Genomic DNA, 22443 nt, shown 5'->3' on the forward strand with positions numbered 1-22443 from the left:
AGTTTAGCCGCCCAGTTGCTGCGCGATGGCCGCTTTGTCGATCACCGACCATACGTGGGCGAATGTGCCGTCGACCACCTCATAGAACACATTTTCGTCGAACGTCACCTGGCGTCCATTGATCGGCAACCCGAAGAACTCGCCCCTGGGCGTGACCTTGAAGTTCAGGCGACTGGCCACGGTCGGCGGGTCGGCGACCAGCAGCTGGATGCGGAACACCAGGTCCGGTATCTCGCGAAAATCCCGCTGCAGCATCGCGCGGTAGCCGGCGAGGCCGACGACTTCGCCGTTGTAGGTCACGTCCGGGTGCACGAAGTCACCCAAGTGCTCCCAATCCTGACGGTTCAGGCAGTCGATATAGCCTTGGTAAAAGGCAGCGAGTTCGTCGCGAGTCATCGTTCAGGCCCTGCGCGCCATCAACAGCACCGACGCCGCCGCCGACAGTAACCCCGCGCAGCAGCGATTGAAGATCCGCTTGCCCCGAGGCTCGGCAAACCAGCGCCGCATATGCAGGCCCATATAGGCGTAGGCACTGATGGCGATCCACTCCAGTCCCAGGAACAGCACGCCCAGCAGCGCGAACTGCGGTGTGATCGGCTGGCCGGGCACCACGAATTGCGGCAGGAAAGCGGTGAAGATCAGGATGGCTTTAGGGTTGCCCGCCGCCACCAAAAACTCCTGCCGCGCCAACCCCCACAACCCCACCTTCTTCGCCGCCACATCCGCCTCAGCTTCGGGACTAGCCCGCCACAACTGAAACGCCAAATAAAACAGATACGCCGCCCCCAGGATCTTGATCCCGTAGAACAACAACTCCGACGTCTGCAGCACCACCGCCAACCCCGCCGAGGCGAGGCCGATCATGCCGGCGAACGCCAACAGGCGGCCAACACCGGCCAGGCAGGAAGTGCGGTAGCCGTAGCGTGTGGCGTTGCTCACGGACAGCAGGTTGTTCGGGCCCGGCGCCATGTTGAGGGCGAAGCAGGCAGGAAGGAAGAGGGCGAGGGTGGCGAGGTCCATGGCAGCTCCGGGTGTGCGGGGAGGTGTGAGGATAAGGCGGAGTGGGGCGGTTGGACAATGTGCGCGTTGGTGCTGCGATGACACAAACGCTTTAGGGTCAGCGAGCAATCAAATTGACGTCATTTTTTGAGGAAGTTCATAGGGGAAGTGTGCGACAGCGCTTGAACGACATCGGCAACCATCTGTTCAGCCGTGCTCATCCCATCAATCCGCAGGACCGGCGCCGTCTGCCGTGACAACCACGCTTCGTGCCACGCTCGGTTGCGCCCTGAAAAGTTCGGATCGTCATACTGCGAAGCCCATTCCCTGAATGCCACGTGTATTTCATGCATATCACCACCGGGCTTGATCCGGTCGCCAAATCGCTGGGTTTCACGTGCTGCGAGCCGTTCAAGGCGAACGGGGGTAGGGGTCGCAACGAATACGATCAGTTCGGCGTCCGCGATCAGCGCATCTCCCCACACCATGCAAGAACCGCTCAGCACCCATCCGGCATCGCCAAGTGCTTGCTGCATCAGTGACACACGCTCGTTGGGAGGCCGCTTGGTGGTGAAAGGCGGGTTGGTGGGCATCCAGTAATAATCGTCGACATCCACCTGGCGCACGCCGAGTTGCGTGGCGAGGTGTCGACCCAAAGTGGTCACGCCCGCGCAGGAAGCGCCGGTGATGTAGATCCGCATGTTTTTCCTCCATGAATATAAGGCAGTTTCACGTTCACCTTACCGGTGCGGGCAGCACTTAAGTGTGGCCTATTCAGCCGTCCAGACCGCCAATTCATATCCATCCAGGTCCCTGAAATGGAACCGACTTCCACCCGGAAACGAAAACGTCTCGCGGGTGATGACGGCCCCCAGGGCCTTGAGCCGCTGCTGCGTATCATCGAGATGATCTGCATACACAATCACCAATGGCCCACCCGGTCGCACGGGTTCCCCGGTGGTAAAACCTCCGGTCAGGCGGCCGTCGCTGAATTCGGTATAGGTGGGGCCGTAGTCGACGAACGTCCAGCCGAATGCGCCGCCGTAGAAGGCTTTGCTGCGGGCAATATCACCCACGTTGAATTCGATGTTGTCGATTTTTCGGTCTGTGCCGCGAGTGCTCATGCCTGGTTCCTTGGCTGATGTTCAGGGCCGCGAGTGTAACGTAGGCAAACGCCATCGTGAACGCGGGAGTCCGAGTGGGCTATCTAGGCTTATGATGCAGTCGGACACAGAATCAAGGGAGCAACTACAGTGCTGAACATCGGAATCCTGGGCGTCGGTGAGCTGACGGAAAAGGTTGTGATTGGCCTGCGTCGCAGCGGGTTTGCCGGGCGGATGCTGCTGTCTGCACGCAACCACGAGCGTGCACAACAGTTGCGTGCGGAGTGGGCGTGTGACGTGATGGCCGACAATCAGCAGGTCGTCGATGAGGCGGACGTGTTGTTCCTTGGCGTGCGCCCGGATGTGGTGGAGCAGTTGTCCAGGGAAGTCCGGCTCAAGCCCCGGCAGACGCTGGTGTCGTTGGTGGCCGGTGTGAAGCTGGACGCGTTGCAGCACCACTTCCCACAGGCACGCGCGGTGCGGGCGATGCTGTCCTATGCCGCCCAGATCAACCAGTCCACCGTGGTGGTCACGCCGGGTGGCGAGCCCCATGAAGCGCTGCTGGGTGCACTGGGCTCGTTGATCGTGCTGGAGCAGGAGGACGCATTCGAGTTGGCGACCGTCGCGGCCTGCATGAACGGCTGGTTCTATTATTTTCTCTACGATCTTCAGCGCTGGTTTGTCGACAAGGGCCTGCCCCATGAACAGGCGGCGCAGCTGGTGATGGGGAATATGCAGGACTGCCTGGCCAGTGCTCGGCACCAACCGCTGGCCAGTCTCGAAGCGCTGGGGGATGCCATTGCCACGCCTGGGACGTATACGGCGGCGGGGCTGGACGTGCTCAGGCAGAACGGCGCGACGCAGGCATGGACGCAGGCCTTTGATGAGGTGCTCGGTCGGCTGCACAAAGGGGCGTAGGGCGCGCTGAAGAAATCGAGTATCGTTGGCGGTCTCAGCGGCGTACGACCGATTTTTCAGGGACGGATGGAATGACATTCAGGGTGATGGTGATCGGTGGCTACGGCAACTTTGGCAGCATCGTTTGCCGGCATTTGGCGCAGGCGCCGGGCATTGCGTTGGTGCTCTCGGGCCGCGATCCGCATAAGTTGCAACGTAAACTCGATGAGCTGAACGCACAGTCCGGCACAGTGTGCGAAGGCTGGTGCGGCGATGCCATGGGCGCCGGGTTCGCGTCCGTTTTGCAGTCGAAGAACATCCAATTGGTCATTCATACCGGTGGCCCGTTTCAAGGGCAATCCTACGCCGTCGCCCAACGCTGCATCGATGCACGCGTGAACTACTGCGACTTGTCCGACTGCCGCACGTTCGTCAACGGCGTCGGCGTGCTGGATGTGCAAGCCAAGCAGGCGGGTGTGGCCATCCTCAGTGGCTGCAGTTCAGTGCCGACGCTTTCGTCCGCCATCATCGATCAATACCGGGCTCGCTTTTCGCGCATCGATGCCATCGAGCACGGTATTTCTTCCTCGGCCAAGATGCCGGGGCTGTCGACGATCGAGGGTGTGCTTGCCTATGCAGGCAAACCGATCAAGCAGCTCAGGAATGGCCAGGTGCATGAAGTGCTGGGCTGGCAGGACCTGACACTGCGCAAGCTGCCCCAGCTCGGCACGCGGGTGCTGGCCAATGTGGACGTGCCGGACATGGATATCTTCGCCAGCCGTTATGGTGCCCACACTTTGCGCTTCAAGGCGGGAGCCGGGCTCAAACTGGGAGGTATCGCCAACTGCTTACTGGCCCAGGCGATACGGCTGGGGATTGTGCGTGACCCCGCCCCCTGGGCTGCTCGGCTGCACCGGCTGGGCACCTGGTTCGAACGGTTTGGCGACGGCAAAAGCGCGATGTACATCGACGTAGAGGGCTTGGGAACCGACGGCCAACCTGTGTCACTGGCGGTGCAACTCACGGCCTTGAATGACAAAGGCCCGGAAATTCCGAGCTGCGCCGCCGTGGCCCTGGCCATCAAAATGGCCCAGGGCTACGTGCCCGAACCCGGTGCTCGGCCGTGCGTAGGTGAAATCACCGTCGACGAATACATGGCTGCCATCAATGACCCGGCGAACCTGAGCCTGGCCGTGCGATTCTCTGACGGGCCTGCCAAGCCACTGCACACAACGCCAGCCCGGCCACATTGAGCGACACGGGGTTAAATGCCTCGCTGAGCATCGCACCAGCAGCCCCGGCAGCGCCACGCCGCGGGCAATTCAGTTGATGCGCACCAAGACGTTCATTGCGGTGCTTTCAAAAAGCGCTGCTCATGGTCCGGATGCGGCAATAGGCAAGTGTCGTACTTGCCGAACATCCGATAGCGATTGCGCGCGACGCGGTCGTAAGCCCAATCCCGCAGCGCGCGCGGGATAGCGCGTAAGAGCAGCAATACACGCCATGCGCCGGGCAACTGCGCGATGATTTCGAACACCGCGTCTGAGCGCACCCAGTAGCGATGATCGCGAATGACCAAGAGGGTGTCGAACTGATCCAGGGGCAAACCCGCCCAGGCCAACAGCGCCTGGCCTTCGGCGGATTGCACCGCCGCCAGCCGGACGCGGCGTTGGTGGTCATGCCGAATCAGGAACCTTGCCCAACCGTTGCACAGCTTGCACACGCCGTCGAACAACACCACGGTCTCACCGGGGCTGAGCAATGGCGCGGGGGTAGGGCGGGTTTGGGAGGCGGGCATGGGCGAGGGGCCAGGCGGTGTGTGGCTGATGATCATACCTGTCTTCGGTGGTGAGGGCGCTGTGGGCTCCTGCGCGGTTACGAAGGGGGGAGTAATTGCCCGTATTTTTGTTGCCCGGTACGCCGCCATCGCTGGCAAGCCAGCTCCTACAGGGGGGCGGTGGTGTTGGTGTTGGTCGGTGTGTGTTTGCTGGCGCAATTCAAGTCGTGGCGATGTTCAACTGTGGGAGCTGTCGAGCCCTGGCGAGGCTGCGAAGGCGGTGGTACTGGCGGCGTTTTTCTGCCTGATCCACCGCGTTCGCAACAGCTCTACAGGTCAATACCGCGAAAGCACCGGTTCGGCGTCTTTTGACTCCGTGCCCACGTCATGCAGGGAAATCCTCGATGTCTCCGGCAGCACCAAACCGCCCGCCAATGCCAGCAGCGCTACGGCAATCAGGTAAAACGCCGGTGACAGGTTGCTTCCTGTGGTGCTGATCAACCAGGTTGCCACCAGCGGGGCGGTGCCGCCGAAGAGGGTGTACGCCATGTTGTAGGTAATCGCCGAGGCGGTGTAGCGCGTGCGCGTCGGGAAAGTCTCTGAGAGCAACGCCGCCGTGACCACGCCGCACAACACCGCGCCTACCGCCAGTAGCATCACGCCGACAATGGATGCCGCAAACGATCCGGAACTGGCCATCAGGAATGACGGGTATACCACCACAATCAACAGCACGCACGCGGTCATCACCGTGACACGACGCCCCACGCGGTCCGAATACCACCCCGCCAGCGGGCAAATCGCCGCTGCGAAAATCAGCGCGATCAGCGACACCAGCAACGCCATCGCTCGATTCAACCCACCCGCCACCTGCAGGTACGTCGCGAAGTAGGTGGTGAACATATAAAACGACAGCGCCGTGAGTGACACAAAAGCGCCCAGGCAGCAGATCGCTGCACCATGGTTGCGCAAGGTTTCCTTGAGTGGCGAGTGGGCGACTGCGTGTTCTTGCTTCGCGGCCTGGAATGCGGGCGTCTCGTCCAGCTTCCAGCGCAGATAAAGCCCTACCAGGCCCAACGGCGCGGCGATCAGGAACGGCAGGCGCCAGCCCCAACTGCCCATGGCTTCGGCAGATAACGATGCCTCAAGGGCGTACGCCACCACGGCGGCGGCAGCGAAGGCGGAAAACGTCGATACCGGTACAAAGCTGCCGTACCAGGCGCGTTTGTCACTCGGCGCGTGCTCCATCAGATAAGCACAGGCACCGGCGTATTCACCGCCGGCGGAGAAGCCTTGGGCACAACGGATCAGCGACAGCAGAATCGGCGCCGCCACCCCAATGGCGGCGTAGGTGGGCAGCAGGCCAATCAAGGTTGTAGCGCCGGCCATCAGCAGGATCGTCATGGCCAGCGTGCGTTTGCGGCCGATGCGATCGCCGAGCATGCCGAAAAAAATACCGCCCAGGGGCCGGAAGGCGAAGGCCACGGCAAACACCGCGAAGGTCTTCAGCAACGCCGCGCTGGCATCGCCGCTGGGGAAGAATTGCTGGGCGATGGTGGTGGCGAGGAAGCCATAGACGGCGAAGTCAAACCACTCGACGAAGTTGCCGATGCCGGCGGCGATGATGACCTTGCGCAGGGTTTGGGGGCTGACCTGTTCGGTGGAGGGGCTCGTCATAGGGGAAGGCCTCGGGATAGCTGGGGGGATGACTGATTATCGGGGCAGGCACTTGGGCGGCGGGGCTCAAAAGAGTCGTCCGCGTAGTCAGTAGCGACCTGGTTGTAGTGACCTGGTTGTAGTGACTTGGTTGTAGTGACAGACGCAGGAATTGGGCCAGGTCGGGCAAGGGGCTAACGTGCGCAGCAGGCGGGCTGTGCAGTTCTCCCTAACACTTTAACAATGGTTTACATCGCTAACGCTTTGAGTTCGATAAGGTTTGTTGAAACTGACAGAACGTGATGAGCCCTCCATGCAGTCGAGCAATATTCGGTTGGACCCTGAGTTGATAACCATCAGGCGGCTATTCGCAACTCCGCTGGCGAGTGTCCAGTATCCCGACGCGCAACGACTCAACGCTGAGCTCAGGGCGATCGTCGCAGCACGGAGGGCGAGCGATATTCTCGGTGCGCAGCGCAGCAATGACGGCGGTTGGCAGTCGGCCGATGATTTTTCGCAGTGGGGCGGGGAAGACTGCATGGCGTTAGTGCAGTTTGCGACCGAGTTCGCGACCCAACTGACGGCGGTTCACCACGCGGACCTTGGGTTCATCGAGCCCGGTTTCGAGTGGAAACTCAATGCGTGGGTCAATGTGAATGAAGCGGGTCATAGTAACGCGCTGCATGGGCATCCCGGCGCCTTTTGGTCGGGTGTTTATTGGGTCGACACCGGCGGCAGGGAGGAGGATGCAGCCGTCGGCGGTGACCTGGAATTCATCGACCCGCGCGGGATGATTGCATCGACCTACAACCCGTCGCTGCGAATGCGCGTTGAAGATTGCCTGACGGCCGGGTTCAGCAGCACATGCGTGGCTACCAGCGGGACACTCGTCATGTTTCCGTCCTGGCTGATGCACGCGGTACGGCGTTACGACGGCACAAGGCCACGGATCTCCATCGCGTTCAACTTTGGCGTGTGATTGCAGGGGCGACGCCCACCCAGCCTAGGGGTGAAACCTCCTCCCCAACGCATCCAGGCGCACCGCGATCGGCGGCAACCGCTCGCTGCTGCGTGCCAGGGTTTCCACATCGTCCGCGGTGCTTTGCGCAATGCTCTGCACCGACTGCAGACGCCCGACAATCTCCAGGTTCGCCGTGGTCTGCTCGCGGGTTGTGGTCACGATACGGCCATTGAGGTCATCGATGTGGGCGATGTCGTCGCCCACTGCGCGCAGCATGTCAACGGCCACCTGGCTGTCCTCCACGCAGCGCTCTACGCCCTCGCGGCTATCATGCATGGCTTGCACCGCCTGCCGGCTGCCGTGTTGCAGGCCTTCGATGATGGTTTTGATTTCCTGGGTGGATACCGCCGTGCGTTGCGCCAGGTTGCGCACCTCGTCGGCAACCACGGCGAAGCCACGGCCTTGCTCGCCGGCGCGGGCGGCTTCGATGGCGGCGTTGAGGGCCAGCAGGTTGGTCTGGTTGGCAATGCTGCTGATCACTTCAAGCACGGTGCCGATCTGTTCGGTTTGCAGGGCCAGGCCCTGCACCGTGTCGTGGGTGCCGCTGAGGCGCGTGGCCAGCTGAGTGATTTCCTGCTGGGCGCGGCCGACGCTTTCCTGGCCGCGCAGGATCTGTTGGCTGGCCTTGCCGGCATGATCCACCGCTTGCTCGACGTGCACGGCAATGTGGCCCATGGCGTCTTCCATGCGCTGCATCGAGCCGCTCATCTCGGTGATTTGCGCCAGTTGGTGCCGTGCGCCTTTTTCCAGGGTGCCGCTGGCGCTGGCCAATTCCTGGCCGAGTTGGCCAAGGCCGTGGGAGTCACGGGCGACGCCGTCGATCAGGCCGGTCAACTGATGCAGAAAATGGTCGAAACGCTTGGCGAGGGAGACGTGGGTCTTGCCCTGGTCGCCTTGGGCGGTTTCAACGGTGAGCTGGGAAGTGACCGCCAGCATCTTCTCGAGCATTTCCTGGCTCTCGACCGCTTCGGCCTGGCTGTGCACGGCCAGGTAGAGCAGGGCGACGGTCTCCATCACCACGTAGAACGCATGCACGAACACCATGGTCCAGCCGCCGTGGTGTTCCATCACGAACACTGGAAAACCTTGATGTTGCAGCGCATGGAAAACCACGTGGTGCACGGCGATGGTGGCCGCCGCCACCAGGATCGGCAGCCAGTCACGGTAAAACGTCAGCACCGCGAGCAACGCGAAGATGCCGAAGTGCGCTTCGATCAAGCCCTGGGCCTGGTTGATATGCAATGCCGCCATGACCATCAAGCCCGCGCCGAGCGCGCAGCGCATGACACGGGTGCCACCGATGGCGCGGTAAAGCGCGGTCAGCACCACGCTGGTCCCACCGCCGACTATCGCGGCCTGTATCAAGGTGTCGTGCCAGAACGCCAGGCCCAGGGAAAACAGGAACATCAGCCAGACCAACGCCAGCATGATGCGGTCGGCTTTGCGGTAGTGCTCGAAAAAACGCGTGCGAGTGGGCATTCACACTGACTCCATGTGGTCTGGCCGAAAGAAAGCGAGGGGCAGGGTGGAGCGAATCAGGGATTTCTTGGTTTTTATTGGATTCTGTGATGCCAAACGTGTATCGGCAACAAGAGGCGGGACTTTAGAGCGGCTACCCAAGCGGGTAGCCGTTTATCGGGAGGAGAATCAGAAGCTGTACTTGGCCGTCAGCATCATATTACGCGGGTTGCCGTAGGAATCACCGCCATAGCTCACAGAGTTGGAGATGGACTGGTAGTAGCGGCGGTCGAAGATGTTATTGGCATTGAGCTGCAGGTCCAGGTGCTGGTTGACCTGGTAACCGGCCATCAGGTCGGTGACAGCGTAGGCGCCTTGCTGGAGGCGGTAGGTGCTGCCATCTGCGACTTTGAAGTCGTTGTACATGCGGCTCTGCCAGGAGACGTTGCCGCCCACGCGGAGTTTTTCCAACGGGCCCTGGAAGCGGTAGTTGGTGGTCAGCTTGAACAGGTGTTCCGGCGTGTCGGTGTCGAACTGCTTGTTGACCTTCTGCGGGTTGGCGTCGTCCTTGATGGTGTGTGTGCGCGCGTAAGTGTAGCCACCGCCGACCTGCCAGTTCTCGGTCAAGGCACCTTGCAGTTCGAAGTCGATACCCTGGCTGCGAATCTCGCCGGAGGCCACAGAGCAGGAGGCCTGCGGGCAGTTAGCCACTGTCACGCCCACGGCACGGTTTTCCTGGTCGACGCGGAACAGCGCCACGCTCGCGTTGAGCGCACCCCCCAGGTATTCACCCTTGATACCCACCTCGTAGTTCTTGCCGACGATGGGCTTGAGCGGGCTGCCGGAGGTGTCTTTTTCGCTCTGGGGGGTGAAGATATCGCTGTAGCTGACGTAGACCGAGTGATGGTCGTCCAGGTCGTAGATCAGGCCGGCGTAGCGGGTGAGGTTGCGAGTCACCTTGTAGTCGCCGTCATTGCTGCCGTGGGCGTCGTAGTCATACCAGTCCAGGCGCGCGCCGAGGATCAGCTTCAAAGGGTCAGCCAGATTCAGGCGCGTGGTGACGTAGACCCCGTCCTGAGTCGTGACGTCACGGTCATTGGTGGTGTGGACGAAGTCTGGTTTGCCCGCCGTGAGCGGCCAGTTCAGGTTGTAGGGGCTGTAGTTGTGGGTGGTCATGTCGTAGATGCGGCGGCTGGCGCCAACGACCAATTCATGGGTACGCCCGAACGCCTGGAAGGGGCCGCTGGCAAACGCGTCAATACCGGCCTGGTTTTCATCGTAAGCCGCCTGGTAGACCGTGCGTGCCAGTGTGTTGTTGACCCAGCGCGACTGGTAGGAGCCGGAGAACAATGCGTTTTGCTCGGCGTAGTTGGCGTTGACCTGCAGTTTCCAGTCATAAGCCAGTTGCTGACGCAGTTCGGCGAATACCGTGTTGATCTCCTGATCCTTGTTTTCCCAATCGGTGCCGGGGTTGTAGGAGCGCGGCAGATTCAGGTGATGGCCATCCTGGCCGACCATCGACGAGCCCCAGAAGTAATTGGTCTTGTCTTTCTGGTTGGAGAAACCGAGGGTCAGGTTGGTGTCTTCGCTCAGGTCTGCCTCGGTGACGGCGTAGAACAGCCCGTGATAATCCTCGGCGTTGTCGATGAAGCTGTTGGCATCGCGGTAAGAGGTGACGACCCGACCGCGCCACGTGCCACTGTCGTTGAGGGGGCTGGAGGCGTCGAGTTCGCCACGGTAGTCGTCCCAGCTGCCGGCGGCGCCGGTGAGGGTGACTTTCTGCTCGTCCAGTGGCCGTTTGCGCACCAGGTTGATGGCCGCCGAAGGGTTGCCCGCGCCGGTTACCAAACCGGTGGCACCCCGCACGATCTCAACACGATCGAACATCGCCAGGTTTGGCTGGGCGCCCACTGAAACGCCGTTGTAGCCGCTGGGAATGCCGTCGTACATCAGGTTGTCGATGTCGAAACCGCGCGATGTATAGGACTGTCGACCAGGACCGCTGGAGAAATTCAGGAACAACCCAGGTGTGGCCTTGACCACATCATTGATGCTGGTCATCGCCTGGTCATCCATACGCTGGCGCGTAATGACCGTGACGGCTTGCGGGGTTTCACGCAGGGTCAATGGCAGCTTGGTCGCCGTTTTCATCGCGCCGGTGGTATAGGACTGCGTGCCTTCGGTGGTTTCGCCCAATTGCTCGTCACCGGAGATTTGCGTGGCCCCCAGTTCAAGCGTGGTGGCGGGTGCCTGGGCATCAGCGGCAGACACCGCCGCTGAGCTTGCAAGACAGACGGCCAACGCCATCAAATTGAGTGAAAAACCTTTGCCGCCGTGTTGTTGCACTGACATGGAACTGACTCTCCCCGAACGCCGTCCCTAGCGAATAATAAAGATGTTGATAATTATTCGCATCAGTGTGCCAGAACAAATCTGTGGGAAAAAGCCTTTGGAGATCATTAGTTAACGAATTTTTCACATCTGGATGGTGGCATTTGGCCACAGCCCCTCCAAGCACTGGCCGCCGCCGCTTCGATCATTCGCGTTTGGCAATCGCCACCCGGCTCGTCGCCTTCACCTCACGCAACGCCAGGCTCGACTGTATCGACGCAATCCCCAACTGCCGCCGCAACACGCTCTCGACGAACTCGCTGTAGCTGTCCAGATCTTCCGCCAGCACCTGCAGCAAATAATCGGCGTCCCCGGTGATCTTGTGGCACGACAACACCTGCGGCAGTTCTTTCACCACCGCCTCGAAGGCGTCGGGCGCGTGGTCGGTGTGGATCGCAAAACGCACATGCACGAATGCCATGATGTCCAGTCCGAGCAGCTTTCGGTCCAGGTTGGCCTGGTAGTCCTTGATCACTCCTTCTTCTTCCAGGCGTTTGCGTCGGCGCCAACAGGGCGTGAGGCTCAGAGACAGGCGTTCACTGAGCTGCGCATTGGAAATACTGGCGTCTGCCTGCAGCAGGGCGAGGATGGCGAGATCGGTGTCATCAAGAACGACCTGTCTGGATTTATTTTTCATAATTGTCGGCTGCATAGGAAAGAATTCCCGATAAACCTAACAGCGCCGTAAATAAAAGCAAAGAAAGCCCGCCGCCGCCCGAACAAAATAGAGCCTGTCTTTTACTGGCGGATACCCTCACATGTTGACCGTTTTCAGCGAAGCCCACCGCTTGCACCATGGCACCGAACTCAAGGACGGTGTGCTCAAGCCCTCGTTCGAACAACCGAGCCGCGCCGACACCGTGCGTGACCGCGTCAGGCAGGTAGGCCTGGGCGATATCATCACGCCGCGCCGTTTTGACCGTGCCTGCTACGTCGCCGCCCACAGTGAGCGCTACGTGGCATTCCTCGAAACGGCCTGGGCCGAGTGGACCGCCCTCGGCCGCAGTCATGACGCATTGCCCCTGGTGTGGCCGGTACGCGACCTGGCCAACCAACAGGTGCCCGACTTCATCGATGGCAAGCTTGGTTTCTTTGCGATGGACGCCGGCTCACCGATCACCCGCACCACCTGGGAGGCCGTCAAAACCAGCGCCGACATCGCGTTGACCGGCCTGGCGCTGCTCGATGAAGGCCACGACAGCGCCTTTGCCCTGTGCCGCCCACCAGGCCATCACGCCGCCCGCGAGTACATGGGCGGTTATTGCTACCTCAACAACGCCGCGATTGCCGCGCAGCGCGCCATCACCCAGGGCGCCAAGCGCGTGGCGGTGCTGGATGTGGACTTTCACCATGGCAACGGCACGCAGACTATTTTCTACGACCGTCCGGACGTGATGTTCATTTCCCTGCACGGCGACCCGTCGGTGTCCTACCCGTATTTTTCCGGCGCCAGCAGTGAACGCGGCGCAGGCGCAGGAGAGGGCTTCAACCTGAATTACCCGTTGCCGAAAAACACCACCTGGGCCCGTTACCAAACCGCCCTGACCGACGCCTGCCAGCAACTGCGCCAGTTTGCCCCCGAGGTGCTGGTGATCTCCCTGGGCGTCGACACCTTCAAGGATGACCCCATCAGCCACTTCCTTCTCGACAGCCAGGACTTTCTCGGCATGGGCGCAATCATCGCCAGCGTCGGCGTGCCCACGTTGTTCGTGATGGAGGGCGGCTACATGGTCGATGAGATCGGCATCAATGCCGTCAACGTGCTGCACGGGTTTGAAAGCAACCGCCAATAACAGCGATCGCTCAACTTTTTTTCTGCCAAAACTCAAAAACATAACAAGAGGTTTTGTGATGAAAACAACCACGTCCAGGCTTTATGAAAAGCCTGCGTTGCAACGCACCCTGAGCAACCGCCACATCCAGTTGATGGCCATGGGCGGGGCGATCGGCACCGGCCTGTTCATGGGCTCAGGCAAGATCATCGCGCTGTCTGGCACCTCGATCATCCTGATCTACATGATCATCGGGCTCTTCGTGTATTTCGTCATGCGCGCCATGGGCGAGTTGCTGCTGTCGAACCTCAACTTCAAGAGCTTCGCCGACTTTGCCGGAGCCTACCTGGGGCCACGCGCGGCGTTCTTTCTCGGCTGGTCGTACTGGTTGAGTTGGAGCGTGGCGGTGGTGGGAGACGCGGTGGTGGTTGGCGGTTTTTTCCAGTACTGGTTCCCCAATGTGCCGGCCTGGATGCCGGCGGTGGGCATGTTGTTGACGCTGTTCGCGTTGAATGTGCTGACGGTCAGGCTGTTCGGCGAAGTGGAGTTCTGGTTCGCGATCATCAAGATCATCGCCGTGGTGACCTTGATTAGCGTGAGTGGGGTGCTGATCGCCAGTTCGTTTGTCTCGCCCACCGGAGTCACCGCGTCGTTGACCCACTTGCTGGATAAACAGGCGGCGTTTCCCAATGGCGTGTTCGGCTTTTTCGCCGGGTTCCAGATGGCGATCTTTTCCTTTGCCGGCACCGAGCTCATCGGCACGGCCGCTGCTGAAACCCGCGCGCCGGAGAAGACGCTGCCCAAGGCGATCAACTCGATCCCGCTGCGTATCATCCTGTTCTATGTGCTCGCCCTGGCGTGCATCATCGCGGTGACGTCATGGCAGCAGGTGTCGCCGAGCAAGAGCCCATTTGTCGAGTTGTTCCTGGTGGCGGGGTTTCCGGCTGCGGCGGGTATCGTGAATTTCGTGGTGCTGACGTCGGCAGCGTCGTCTGCCAACAGCGGGGTATTTTCTGCCAGCCGCATGTTGTTCGGGTTGGCCGACCTGGGTGACGCGCCGGGTATCTTCCGGCGACTGTCGAACAACAGCGTGCCGTTTATCAGCCTGGCTTTTACCTCCCTGCTGATGCTGCTGGGGCTGGTGTTGCTGTTTGTGGTGCCGGAGGTGATGACCGCCTTCACCATCGTGTCGACGGTGTCGGCGATCCTGGTGATATTTACCTGGTCGACCATCCTCGCGTCCTACATCGCCTACCGCAAGAAACGCCCGGACCTGCACGCCAAATCCGTCTACAAGATGCCCGGCGGCGTGCCGATGGCCTGGTTCTCCCTGGCGTTTCTCGCGTTTGTGCTGGGCCTGCTGGCGTTGCGGCCGGATACACGCCTGGCGCTGTGCGTGATGCCGGCCTGGTTTATCTGGCTGGGGGTTGCCTACCCGTTTTCACGCTATCAAGGCGCCCAATGGCGGAAGGCGACGCACTCGGTCACAGGTGATCCGCATCAATGACCGCCTTGGCAAACGCCTCTGGCGCTTCCTGTGGCAGGTTGTGGCCAACGCCACCGGTGATCAGGCGGAACGCATATTGGCCGGTAAAGCGCTTGGCGTAGTCCTCAGGCTGCGGGTGCGGTGCGCCGTTGGCGTCGCCTTCCAGGGTAATGGTCGGCACGCTGATGGATGGCGCCTGGGCGAGTTTCTGTTCCAGTGGGTCGTATTTCGTCTCGCCCTGGACCAGGCCCAGGCGCCATCGGTAGTTGTACAGGGTGATCGCCACGTGGTCCGGGTTCTCCAGGCCTTTGGCGCTGCGGTCGAACGTGGCGTCATCGAACTTCCACTGCGGCGACGCCAGTTGCCAGATCAGCTTGGCGAAGTCGTGGGTGTTTTTCTGATAGCCCGCTGCGCCGCGCTCGGTGGCGAAGTAAAACTGGTACCACCACTGCAGCTCGGCTTTGGGCGGCAGTGGGTTCTTGCCCGCCGCCTGGTTGCCGATCAGGTAGCCGCTGACCGACACCAGCGCCTTGACCCGTTCCGGCCACAGCGCCGAGACGATGTCCGCCGAGCGAGCGCCCCAGTCGTAGCCGCCGAGCACGGCTTGCTTGATCTTCAGCGCGTCCATGAAGTCGATCACGTCACTGGCCAGCGCTGCCGGCTGGCCGTTGCGCAAGGTCTTGTCCGAAAGGAAGCGCGTGTCGCCATAACCCCGGGCGTAGGGGATCAGCACGCGATAACCCTTGGCCGCCAGCAACGGCGCGACCTGGGCGTAGCTGTCGATGTCGTAGGGCCAACCGTGCAGCAGGATCACCACCGGGCCGGTGGCCGGGCCGACTTCGGCGTAGGCCACGTCGAGCAGCCCGGCCTTGACGTGCTTGAGGGCGCCGAACGCAGTGTGTGTAATGGCGACAGCCTTGGTCGGTGCCTCGGGCATTTCGGCGTGAGCCATGCCCAGGATGCCGAATTGCGCCAGGGCAGCGGCCAGGAAAAGGGGGTGGGTGCGACGAATCAACTGAGTGTGCATGGCGAGCCTCCTGCGGCGGGATGTGTGCTGGATGCTCAGTTGAACCCCTGGCTGTATCTGGCCTGTTTCAGGAAACTCGCGCAGTTAAAGACGGTGTATCGCAGTGGGCTCTGTACACACTGCGATACAAACCTAGAACGCCATCCTTACCCCCAATGTGCCTGCGCGGCCGTTGAAGGTGTTGCTGTCCAGATTGCGGTCGTAACCGAGTTCGCCGTACAGGCTCACGTCTTTGGCAACCTGTAAGGTGGCCCCCAGGCTGACCTCCATCGTGGTGGATTTTTGCTCGGTGTCGATACGGGTGGCATCGTTATAGATCACACGGTTGTCCCCCGCACTGGCGTGCCAGACGTTGGCGCGCACATAGGGCTGCAAGGGCCGGCCACCGACGTGGTAGTCACCGCGCAGCCTTACACCCAGGCGGGAAGTGACACTGGTGTCGGCGTCATATTTGACGTCGGAAATACCGTCGTTCTGGCTGTCGAGCCGGTTCTTGCCCACGACCATTTGAACCTGGGGCTCGACGATCCATCTCTGAGTGACCTGCAGCGGCCAGCCGATTTCCGCGGAGGCAGTGACATTACGCCCACGGGTTTTCATCTTCACGCCACGGTCCGATTCGTTGTTGCCATTGAAGCGGGTGCCCATCAACACCAGGTCCACATACGCTTGATTGGCCCCGATGAAAGTCCAGTAAAAACCCAGGCTGTCACCACGCAGGGTGGTCTTGCCGGCGTCCATGTCCTGCCAGCCACCGTTGAAGCCTTTGACGTTGCCTGTCAGGGTGCTATGGCCGAAGAAGATGCCTGCGTGTTGGGTCTGGCCACTACCGTTGGTGCTGACATAAACATCACTACCGACCTGGAAGCCCGTGACGCTGCTGTCCAGCGTCGGGCTCACCGTCCCGGCGAAACCCTGACGACTGCTACCGCCGTAGACCCGGCCCCAAGCTGCGCGTACGTCGCCAGTCTGTTGCTGGCTCTGGTCACCCATGCGCTCGTGATAAGTGCTCAGCGTGTTCCGCACGATCTGGTCAGCCGCCGGAAAAATAGCCGCGTAAATCGGTACTTCCTGACGGTAGATGGGAATTGGCGTGTCGCCTGGGTTATCGGGCAAGGGCGCCTCGCCGGGACTGGGCAAGGGGACGGTAATCACCGGGCCAGGAGGCTGCACCGGCACCGTCGAGCGCAGGTAGTAGTTCTCTGCCGTGCCCGCTGTTACACCGCCCTTGAACAGGCGGTAGTCGAACGCACCGGCGGACACCGGGCCTGCCAGGTTAAAGGAACCGGCGCTGCCACTGGCGCCATTGAGTGCCTGGACCACTTGAATACCGTCCTGCAACGTCGCCGCGCCGGCGCCCGCCAGGTTGGTGACGCTGATTGCCGTGATGCCGTCGAATTTCCCTCCGTCGATTACCAGTTTGTCGCTGGGTGAACCATCGCCTCCCAGCACGCTTTGCAGCGCAAGCCGCCCGCCGTTGCCGGTGTAGTTGCCCCGGATGGTCAACGTGTCGCTGGTGCTGGTACTGCCCGTGGTCATGTCGATCAAGCCGCTGTTGTTGACCGTCACCAACTGGCCGGCGGTAAAGGCTTCGATCACGCCCGTGCTCGCCAAGAGTGTGCTTGTACCGTCCAGGCTCAGTGTGCCGGTACCGGTTGCACTGTCACCCAGCTTGAGTGTGCCGCCCAGGTGCAGCTTGGAGCCGTTATCCATCTGCATGGTTTCCCAGTTGGTCAACAGGCTTGGGTCCCCGGCCTCGGTGTTGTCCAGGGTCAGGGTATCGACGCCCAGGCCGCCATCAATCAGCTGCGCTGCTGCCAATTGTGAGCCAACCAGGTTCTGCAGCAATGCGTTATCGTTTCCTGCACCCGCCAGCACGGACGAATGCAGGTTCCCCCCCGACCAGATAAATTGGTCATTGCCGAAGCTGAGCAGTATCTGCCCGTTCACCTCGCCACCCGAGACAGTCACCTGATCGTCGCCGCCGCTGACGCTGATATTGCCGCCCACAAACGAGGTGCCGGAGATCAGGATGGTGTCGTTGCCAAAGCCGGTCACGAGGTTGCCGATGATTTGGCCGCCGGACATATCGAAAATGTTGTTATCGAGCTTCATGTCGACGCGGCCAATGCTGCCGCCCGTCATCCTGGCGCGGTCACCGTCCTCGAATGCGCCGATGATCCGACCGGCGTTCATGAAAAAGTCGTCCAGGCCATCACCTTGTTCGAGTGACGCGATTTCTCCTCCGCTCATGGCAAAGTTGTCGATACCCGCCCCTTGGCGGATGGCACCGGCTTGACCGCCGCTGATCTGCACCACATCAGCGCCCGCGCCTTGAGTGACGGAGCCGGTAACGCTCCCCACGTTGAGCCGAAATATATTCGCACCGTCGCCCTGGTCGAGGTTCCCATCGATCCCCGCACTCGGACCGTTCACATCCACCAGATCGTTGCCGGCCCCAAAGGTCACGTTACCAGTGACCCGGCCTGTCGCGGTGATATTGAGGGTGTTATTGCCTGCCGTGTCGGTAAACCCCGGCGCAGTGGCGCTGTCGCAAGTGGAAGTGTCATCGCCGGCACTGTTGTTGATGGTGCAGGCCCCATAAGAGGCCAGCGGCAACGTCGCCATGACGATCGGGTATAACCAGGAGAGTGTCCGTACGCGCATGATCCGTCCTCATTCGAGGGATAGTTGTCCCGGCACCTGTACAGGCGCGGGTTAGACCATGACAACGTGACGCGCGATACGGATCAGGGACTGCGCTTACCCTTTTCTGAAAACACCGGCCAATGCAAAGGGTTGGCATGGCTTTTTCGACTGCACATGAACCCGTGCAGCGCTTTTTCCACCATAGCCACACATTCGGCAGGCCGCTACTGTCAGAAATAACAGGTATAGACGAGTGGGTGCTACGCCAGCACGATCTCGTAAGGCTCGCGCATCCGCTCCAGCAGCACCTGGGCCAACATGGGCGCCAGGCCGATCTCCGGGTCACCGGCCAGTTGGCTGGCATAGGCATGGGCGGCGTGCAGTTTGCGCGCCACCGTCCAGGTGTCCAGGCGCACCTTGCGCGCTCGCTGCCAAGGGATGATCGCGCCTTCACGGGCCGGCCAGTGCCAGGCCCAGATCGGCAATTCATACAACTGCGCGCCCACCAGGCTGCAGGCGTTGGCGCTGGCCCGGCCGACCGCGTCATGGTCGTCATTGCCGTCGTTGCGCCAGGTGCTGAATACCACGTCGCCAGGCTGCAGGTAGCGCGCGATGAATTGACTCAACTGCGGCTCGCGGGCGGCGAGGGCGTTGTCGCAGAAGCCGCCACGGATCCATTTCAAACTGTGCAACGGCATGCCCAAGCGGCGCAGGGCCTCGACACTTTCCTGAGGGCGCACCACGCTCAAGCGGGCCGCCGGCCACACGTTAGAGCCAGGATGGCTGGCACTGCCATCCGTGATGGAGATCAGCTGCAAGGGGTGTTCCAGCGTACTGAGCAACTGCAGCAAACCGCCGCAGGCCAGCACTTCGTCGCCGGGGTGAGGCGCGATGATCACCACGCGCGCGCCAGGCGGCACCAGTGATGATGGCGCGATGGGCGGGATCTGCGCCAACTGCGGGGCGCTGTTCCAGATTTGCGCAGGGCCGCGACGGCCGTCGCTTAAGGAAGCAAGCTTCATGGGGTGTCACATCCTTGTCGATTGATGCTGGGTCGTACCCCGTTGACGGGACGACGCTCTTGTATCCACCACAGGCTCCGCTGCAGTGGCTGCATGGCATTCCAACCTTGGAACGCCAGCAAGGCGTCATCAGCATAGACAAGGATTGGCGGGTTTTACATTCTGTAATGCCGTTTTTTTCACGTCGCGAGCATCAGGCTCTTCAAATAATCGCCGAAGCCGCCTTGTGCACGGGCGTCCAGGCGCGCACTGGTGATCACCTGCGGGGCGTGGCTCCAGGCGATGGAGGCGCCGCACAGTTCCAGGTTGCGCACTAATTGCACATCCTCATGGCAGGCCAGGGGTTCGAAGCCGCCGGCACGCACGTAGGCACCGGCGCTCACTCCCAGGTTGGCCCCGTGGATATGCCGATGACCGTCACGGGCCTCATAGCCTTGTTGGTAACGAATCTGGGCGGCGGGGTCGAACCCTTCGCTCCACGCATCCACGGTGACGGTGCCACACACCGCGTCCACCCCCAGCGCCAACTGCGCCACCAGCCAATCCGGGGCTACCCGGCTGTCGGCGTCGGTGCAGGAGATCCAGCGCGCGCCCTGATTGAGCAGGTGCCGGGCGCCTACGCCGCGCACGTGCCCCACGTTGCGCGCCTGGGCTTCCAGGCACTGCACAGGGTAGGCCCGGGCAATGGCGGCACTGGCGTCACTGCAACTGTCGAGTATCACCAGGATGTTAACGTCTTCCCCCAATAACCCGGGGTGGCTGGCTGCGATCAGTGCCGCTTTCAGGCAGTCGCCCAGCAACGCCTCTTCGTTGTGTACCGGGATCAGAATGCCGATCATCGCAGGCCCTCGAGGGTGGCAACCGATGTGCCGTCGCGGCTCCACAGGTCGAGAAGGAAGTCGTGTTCGTGATGGCTGGCGACGCGTGGCAGGTCCAGGCGCTCATGGAGCAGGGCGTGTACCTGCTCGGCCGTTTGCGGGCAACCTTCAATCGGCGGGCGCCAGTGGCAGGCCAGGAGCTGGCCATTGGCGCTCAGCGAGGCGCGGGCTCTATCGACCAGTTCGCACAGGTCATCGGCGTCGAGGTAGTAGCACAACTCGCTCAATACGATCAGCTCGAACTGACCGGTCGGCCATTGCTCGGGCAAGCGACTTTGTTGTACTTCAGCGTAGGGGAATCCCAGCAGGCGACTGCGTGCCAGGGCCACGGCGGCCGAAGCGGTGTCGCAGCACAGCAGGCGATCGCAGCGCGGCGCCAGCTCGAAGCTCAGCTCGCCGTTGGCGCAACCGGGTTCAAACACCGAGGCGTAGCGGGGCCGTGTGAGCATGGCCAGGGTCATCGCGCGTTTGCGCCGTTCATACCAGCGTTGGCGAAAGGCCCAGGGGTCGTCGTTCTCGGCGAACAATTGGTCGAAGTAAGGCGTGGCCACACTCATACGAATATCACTTCAAAGGGTTGCAACAGACGCTCCACCACATAGGGCGCGAGCACCGGGGGCAGGCCAATCTGCGGGTCGCCCTCCAATTGGCTGGCGAATGCATGAATGGCGTGGCGCTTACGGGCCACGGCGTCGCAGCTCAGCGGGAGCTTGCGCGCGCGGTGCCAAGGCACCAGGCTGTTTTCGGGCGTTGCCCAGTGCCAGGTCCATACCGGTAGTTCATACAGGGTTGCACCCACCGCCTGTGACGCCTTGGCGCTGGCACGGCCGACGGCCTCATGGTCGCAATGGCCGTCTTCACGCCAGGTGGTGAACACCACGTCGTTGGGTTTGAGGTGGCGCTGGATAAACGCGGTGAGTTCCTCCTCCCGCGCGGCCACCTGGCTGTCGGCAAACCCAGCACGTAGCCATTTCAAGCTGTGCAGCGGCATACCGAGACGATGCAGGGCCTGAGCTGACTCTTGGGGACGCACCACGCTCAAACGCTCCACCGGCCAACGCCGGGAACCGGGGTGACTGGCGCTGCCGTCGGTCACGGATATCAACTGGATCGGCCTGCCCAGCGCAGCCAGGCCCTGCATCAGGCCCCCACAGCCCAGCACCTCGTCATCCGGGTGCGGCGCGATGATCACCGCGCGGTGGCCTTCGGGCACCAACTGCTCGACGCTGATAAGCGGCAGCTCGGCCATTTTGGGCGAGGCCTGCCAGTGATGCAGAGGCGTACCCTGGCCCACGATCGGATTGGGTTTCATAACTGCCACCTCCCTGTGAGATCGCCGGCGACGAGTTCGCCGAGGCCGGCAAGGTCACGCTCGGCATGACTCTGACGCACATACACCGGCAGGTCTGCCATCAGTTGGGCGAAGTGCGGGTCCTTGCAATAGGGCCCGGCACCGACCGCACGGCCAACGTGGCGTATCACCTGTTCGACGGTGTCTTCGATGCAGGCACGTGTCTGTTGAGCCAACGCTCTGGCATTGGCCTTGGGTTCGAGGTCAACCTGTTCTGCGCTGGCGCGCAGTACGCAAGCGGCGCTGTTCAAGGCGCTGTCGACCGCCCCCAAATGGGCGAGGGCATGGGGTTCAGGGCGCTTGCTGCATTGCTCGCGCAAGACTTCCGCCAGGCGTTGCGCCGCGCCGTACCAGCACGCGGCGATACCAATGCCGCCTTGCCAGAAACCCGGGCGGGCGAGGTAATCTCCCGGACCGCCCACCGCCAGGCCCCAGGCGTCGTCAAACACCACTTCCACACTGCCGGTGGCGGCCATGCCCACGGCGTTCCAGCCTTCGTCGGTGACGGTGACGCCAGGTTGATCCATGTGCACCGCCACCAGTTGTTGGCGATCCTCTTCATCCCAGGCGGTCAGCAACCCATGGCTGACCACCGCCGCGCCAGAGCACCAGGCCTTGCGACCCTGCACCTTCAAACGATGGCCCTCCCGGTACACGCGCACCTTGGCGGTGGGTGGCTCGGCGGCCCACATGCCCCACGTACTGCCCAGGGGTGGCAGGGGGCTGTCGAGTTCAGCGATGATTGCCAGGGCGTCGGTATGGCCTTCGAACAGCTTGCACAGGCGCAGGTCATGCCCTGCCACCTGCGCCAAGCCGCTGAACCGCGCCAATGTCTGGCCGCTGCCCGGCAAGGGCAGTTGGTCCAGGCCTTCTTCCTGAAGCGCCCTCAGGGCCGCGCCCAAGGCTTGCGTGTCCGCATAGCCCCGGAAGCCCTGAAGGAATCCATGCAAAGCCAT

21 protein-coding genes are annotated in these 22443 nt (G+C 61.9%); 5 read left to right on the forward strand and 16 right to left on the reverse strand.

Annotated features, from left to right (window positions below):
* Window positions 1-3: 3 nt before the first annotated feature.
* From CWC48_RS24800 to CWC48_RS24815, 4 genes are all read right to left on the reverse strand, one after another.
* A complete protein-coding gene (locus tag CWC48_RS24800; RefSeq protein ID WP_100490560.1) occupies window positions 4-396 on the reverse strand; it encodes an ester cyclase in 393 nt (130 codons plus the stop codon).
* Window positions 397-399: 3 nt separating this feature from the next.
* Window positions 400-1020, reverse strand: a complete 621-nt coding sequence (locus CWC48_RS24805; RefSeq protein WP_100490561.1) for a LysE family translocator — start codon at window positions 1018-1020, stop codon at window positions 400-402.
* A gap of 119 nt (window positions 1021-1139) precedes the next feature.
* Window positions 1140-1700 carry an adenylate kinase gene (locus CWC48_RS24810; RefSeq protein ID WP_099492216.1) on the reverse strand — a complete coding sequence of 187 codons (561 nt, stop codon included), beginning with the start codon at window positions 1698-1700 and terminating at the stop codon, window positions 1140-1142.
* A 69-nt stretch (window positions 1701-1769) separates the two neighbouring features.
* Complete coding sequence (locus CWC48_RS24815; protein ID WP_078048643.1) at window positions 1770-2123, reverse strand: VOC family protein; 354 nt, start codon at window positions 2121-2123, stop codon at window positions 1770-1772.
* Window positions 2124-2252: 129 nt separating this feature from the next.
* Between CWC48_RS24815 and CWC48_RS24820 the strand changes: the two genes are divergently transcribed.
* Both CWC48_RS24820 and CWC48_RS24825 read left to right on the forward strand, forming a co-directional pair.
* Window positions 2253-3020, forward strand: a complete 768-nt coding sequence (locus CWC48_RS24820) for a pyrroline-5-carboxylate reductase (RefSeq protein ID WP_100490562.1) — start codon at window positions 2253-2255, stop codon at window positions 3018-3020.
* A gap of 71 nt (window positions 3021-3091) precedes the next feature.
* Window positions 3092-4252 (forward strand): saccharopine dehydrogenase family protein, encoded by a 1161-nt coding sequence (locus CWC48_RS24825; protein ID WP_078048641.1) that lies wholly within the window; start codon window positions 3092-3094, stop codon window positions 4250-4252.
* 92 nt (window positions 4253-4344) lie between these two features.
* On the opposite strand, the gene CWC48_RS24830 is transcribed toward CWC48_RS24825, so the two are convergent.
* Window positions 4345-4797: a thiol-disulfide oxidoreductase DCC family protein gene (locus tag CWC48_RS24830; RefSeq protein WP_100492457.1), complete on the reverse strand. Its 453-nt coding sequence runs from the start codon at window positions 4795-4797 to the stop codon at window positions 4345-4347.
* A gap of 315 nt (window positions 4798-5112) precedes the next feature.
* A complete protein-coding gene (locus CWC48_RS24835; protein WP_100490563.1) occupies window positions 5113-6453 on the reverse strand; it encodes an MFS transporter in 1341 nt (446 codons plus the stop codon).
* Window positions 6454-6745: 292 nt separating this feature from the next.
* Between CWC48_RS24835 and CWC48_RS24840 the strand changes: the two genes are divergently transcribed.
* Entirely contained in the window at window positions 6746-7411 is a 666-nt protein-coding gene (locus CWC48_RS24840; protein ID WP_100490564.1) for a TIGR02466 family protein, read from the forward strand.
* 24 nt (window positions 7412-7435) lie between these two features.
* Here the strand turns inward: CWC48_RS24840 and CWC48_RS30700 are convergent, their stop codons facing one another.
* The 3 genes from CWC48_RS30700 to CWC48_RS24855 all read right to left on the reverse strand — a co-directional run bounded on the left by CWC48_RS30700 (window position 7436) and on the right by CWC48_RS24855 (window position 11939).
* Window positions 7436-8932, reverse strand: a complete 1497-nt coding sequence (locus CWC48_RS30700; protein ID WP_100490565.1) for a methyl-accepting chemotaxis protein — start codon at window positions 8930-8932, stop codon at window positions 7436-7438.
* A gap of 168 nt (window positions 8933-9100) precedes the next feature.
* Entirely contained in the window at window positions 9101-11263 is a 2163-nt protein-coding gene (locus CWC48_RS24850) for a TonB-dependent siderophore receptor (RefSeq protein WP_100490566.1), read from the reverse strand.
* 184 nt (window positions 11264-11447) lie between these two features.
* Window positions 11448-11939 (reverse strand): Lrp/AsnC family transcriptional regulator, encoded by a 492-nt coding sequence (locus CWC48_RS24855; RefSeq protein ID WP_078048636.1) that lies wholly within the window; start codon window positions 11937-11939, stop codon window positions 11448-11450.
* Window positions 11940-12060: 121 nt separating this feature from the next.
* Between CWC48_RS24855 and CWC48_RS24860 the strand changes: the two genes are divergently transcribed.
* The gene (locus CWC48_RS24860; protein WP_078048635.1) at window positions 12061-13095 is read left to right on the forward strand and encodes a histone deacetylase family protein; all 1035 of its coding nucleotides are present in this window, start codon (window positions 12061-12063) and stop codon (window positions 13093-13095) included.
* Between the two features lie 58 nt (window positions 13096-13153).
* The gene (locus tag CWC48_RS24865) at window positions 13154-14581 is read left to right on the forward strand and encodes an amino acid permease (protein WP_078048634.1); all 1428 of its coding nucleotides are present in this window, start codon (window positions 13154-13156) and stop codon (window positions 14579-14581) included.
* Here CWC48_RS24865 and CWC48_RS24870 read toward each other — a convergent pair.
* The 7 genes from CWC48_RS24870 to CWC48_RS24900 form a co-directional block, all read right to left on the reverse strand.
* Window positions 14559-15587, reverse strand: a complete 1029-nt coding sequence (locus CWC48_RS24870) for an alpha/beta fold hydrolase (RefSeq protein ID WP_078048633.1) — start codon at window positions 15585-15587, stop codon at window positions 14559-14561. The two genes, CWC48_RS24865 and CWC48_RS24870, sit on opposite strands and share 23 nt — an antisense overlap.
* 132 nt (window positions 15588-15719) lie before the next feature.
* The gene (locus tag CWC48_RS24875) at window positions 15720-18254 is read right to left on the reverse strand and encodes an autotransporter outer membrane beta-barrel domain-containing protein (RefSeq protein ID WP_100490567.1); all 2535 of its coding nucleotides are present in this window, start codon (window positions 18252-18254) and stop codon (window positions 15720-15722) included.
* A 242-nt stretch (window positions 18255-18496) separates the two neighbouring features.
* Entirely contained in the window at window positions 18497-19258 is a 762-nt protein-coding gene (locus tag CWC48_RS24880; RefSeq protein ID WP_078048631.1) for a PIG-L deacetylase family protein, read from the reverse strand.
* 179 nt (window positions 19259-19437) lie between these two features.
* Window positions 19438-20097 carry a glycosyltransferase family 2 protein gene (locus CWC48_RS24885; RefSeq protein ID WP_078048630.1) on the reverse strand — a complete coding sequence of 220 codons (660 nt, stop codon included), beginning with the start codon at window positions 20095-20097 and terminating at the stop codon, window positions 19438-19440.
* Complete coding sequence (locus CWC48_RS24890) at window positions 20094-20693, reverse strand: SAM-dependent methyltransferase (protein WP_100490568.1); 600 nt, start codon at window positions 20691-20693, stop codon at window positions 20094-20096. Before CWC48_RS24890 ends, CWC48_RS24885 begins: the two co-directional genes overlap by 4 nt.
* A complete protein-coding gene (locus CWC48_RS24895; protein WP_078048628.1) occupies window positions 20690-21448 on the reverse strand; it encodes a PIG-L deacetylase family protein in 759 nt (252 codons plus the stop codon). The genes CWC48_RS24890 and CWC48_RS24895 overlap by 4 nt, the downstream gene beginning before the upstream one ends.
* Window positions 21445-22443, reverse strand: a complete 999-nt coding sequence (locus CWC48_RS24900; protein ID WP_100490569.1) for an acyl-CoA dehydrogenase family protein — start codon at window positions 22441-22443, stop codon at window positions 21445-21447. The genes CWC48_RS24895 and CWC48_RS24900 overlap by 4 nt, the downstream gene beginning before the upstream one ends.

It is taken from the genome of Pseudomonas sp. S10E 269, from assembly GCF_002798465.1.
Classification (GTDB): domain Bacteria; phylum Pseudomonadota; class Gammaproteobacteria; order Pseudomonadales; family Pseudomonadaceae; genus Aquipseudomonas; species Aquipseudomonas pergaminensis.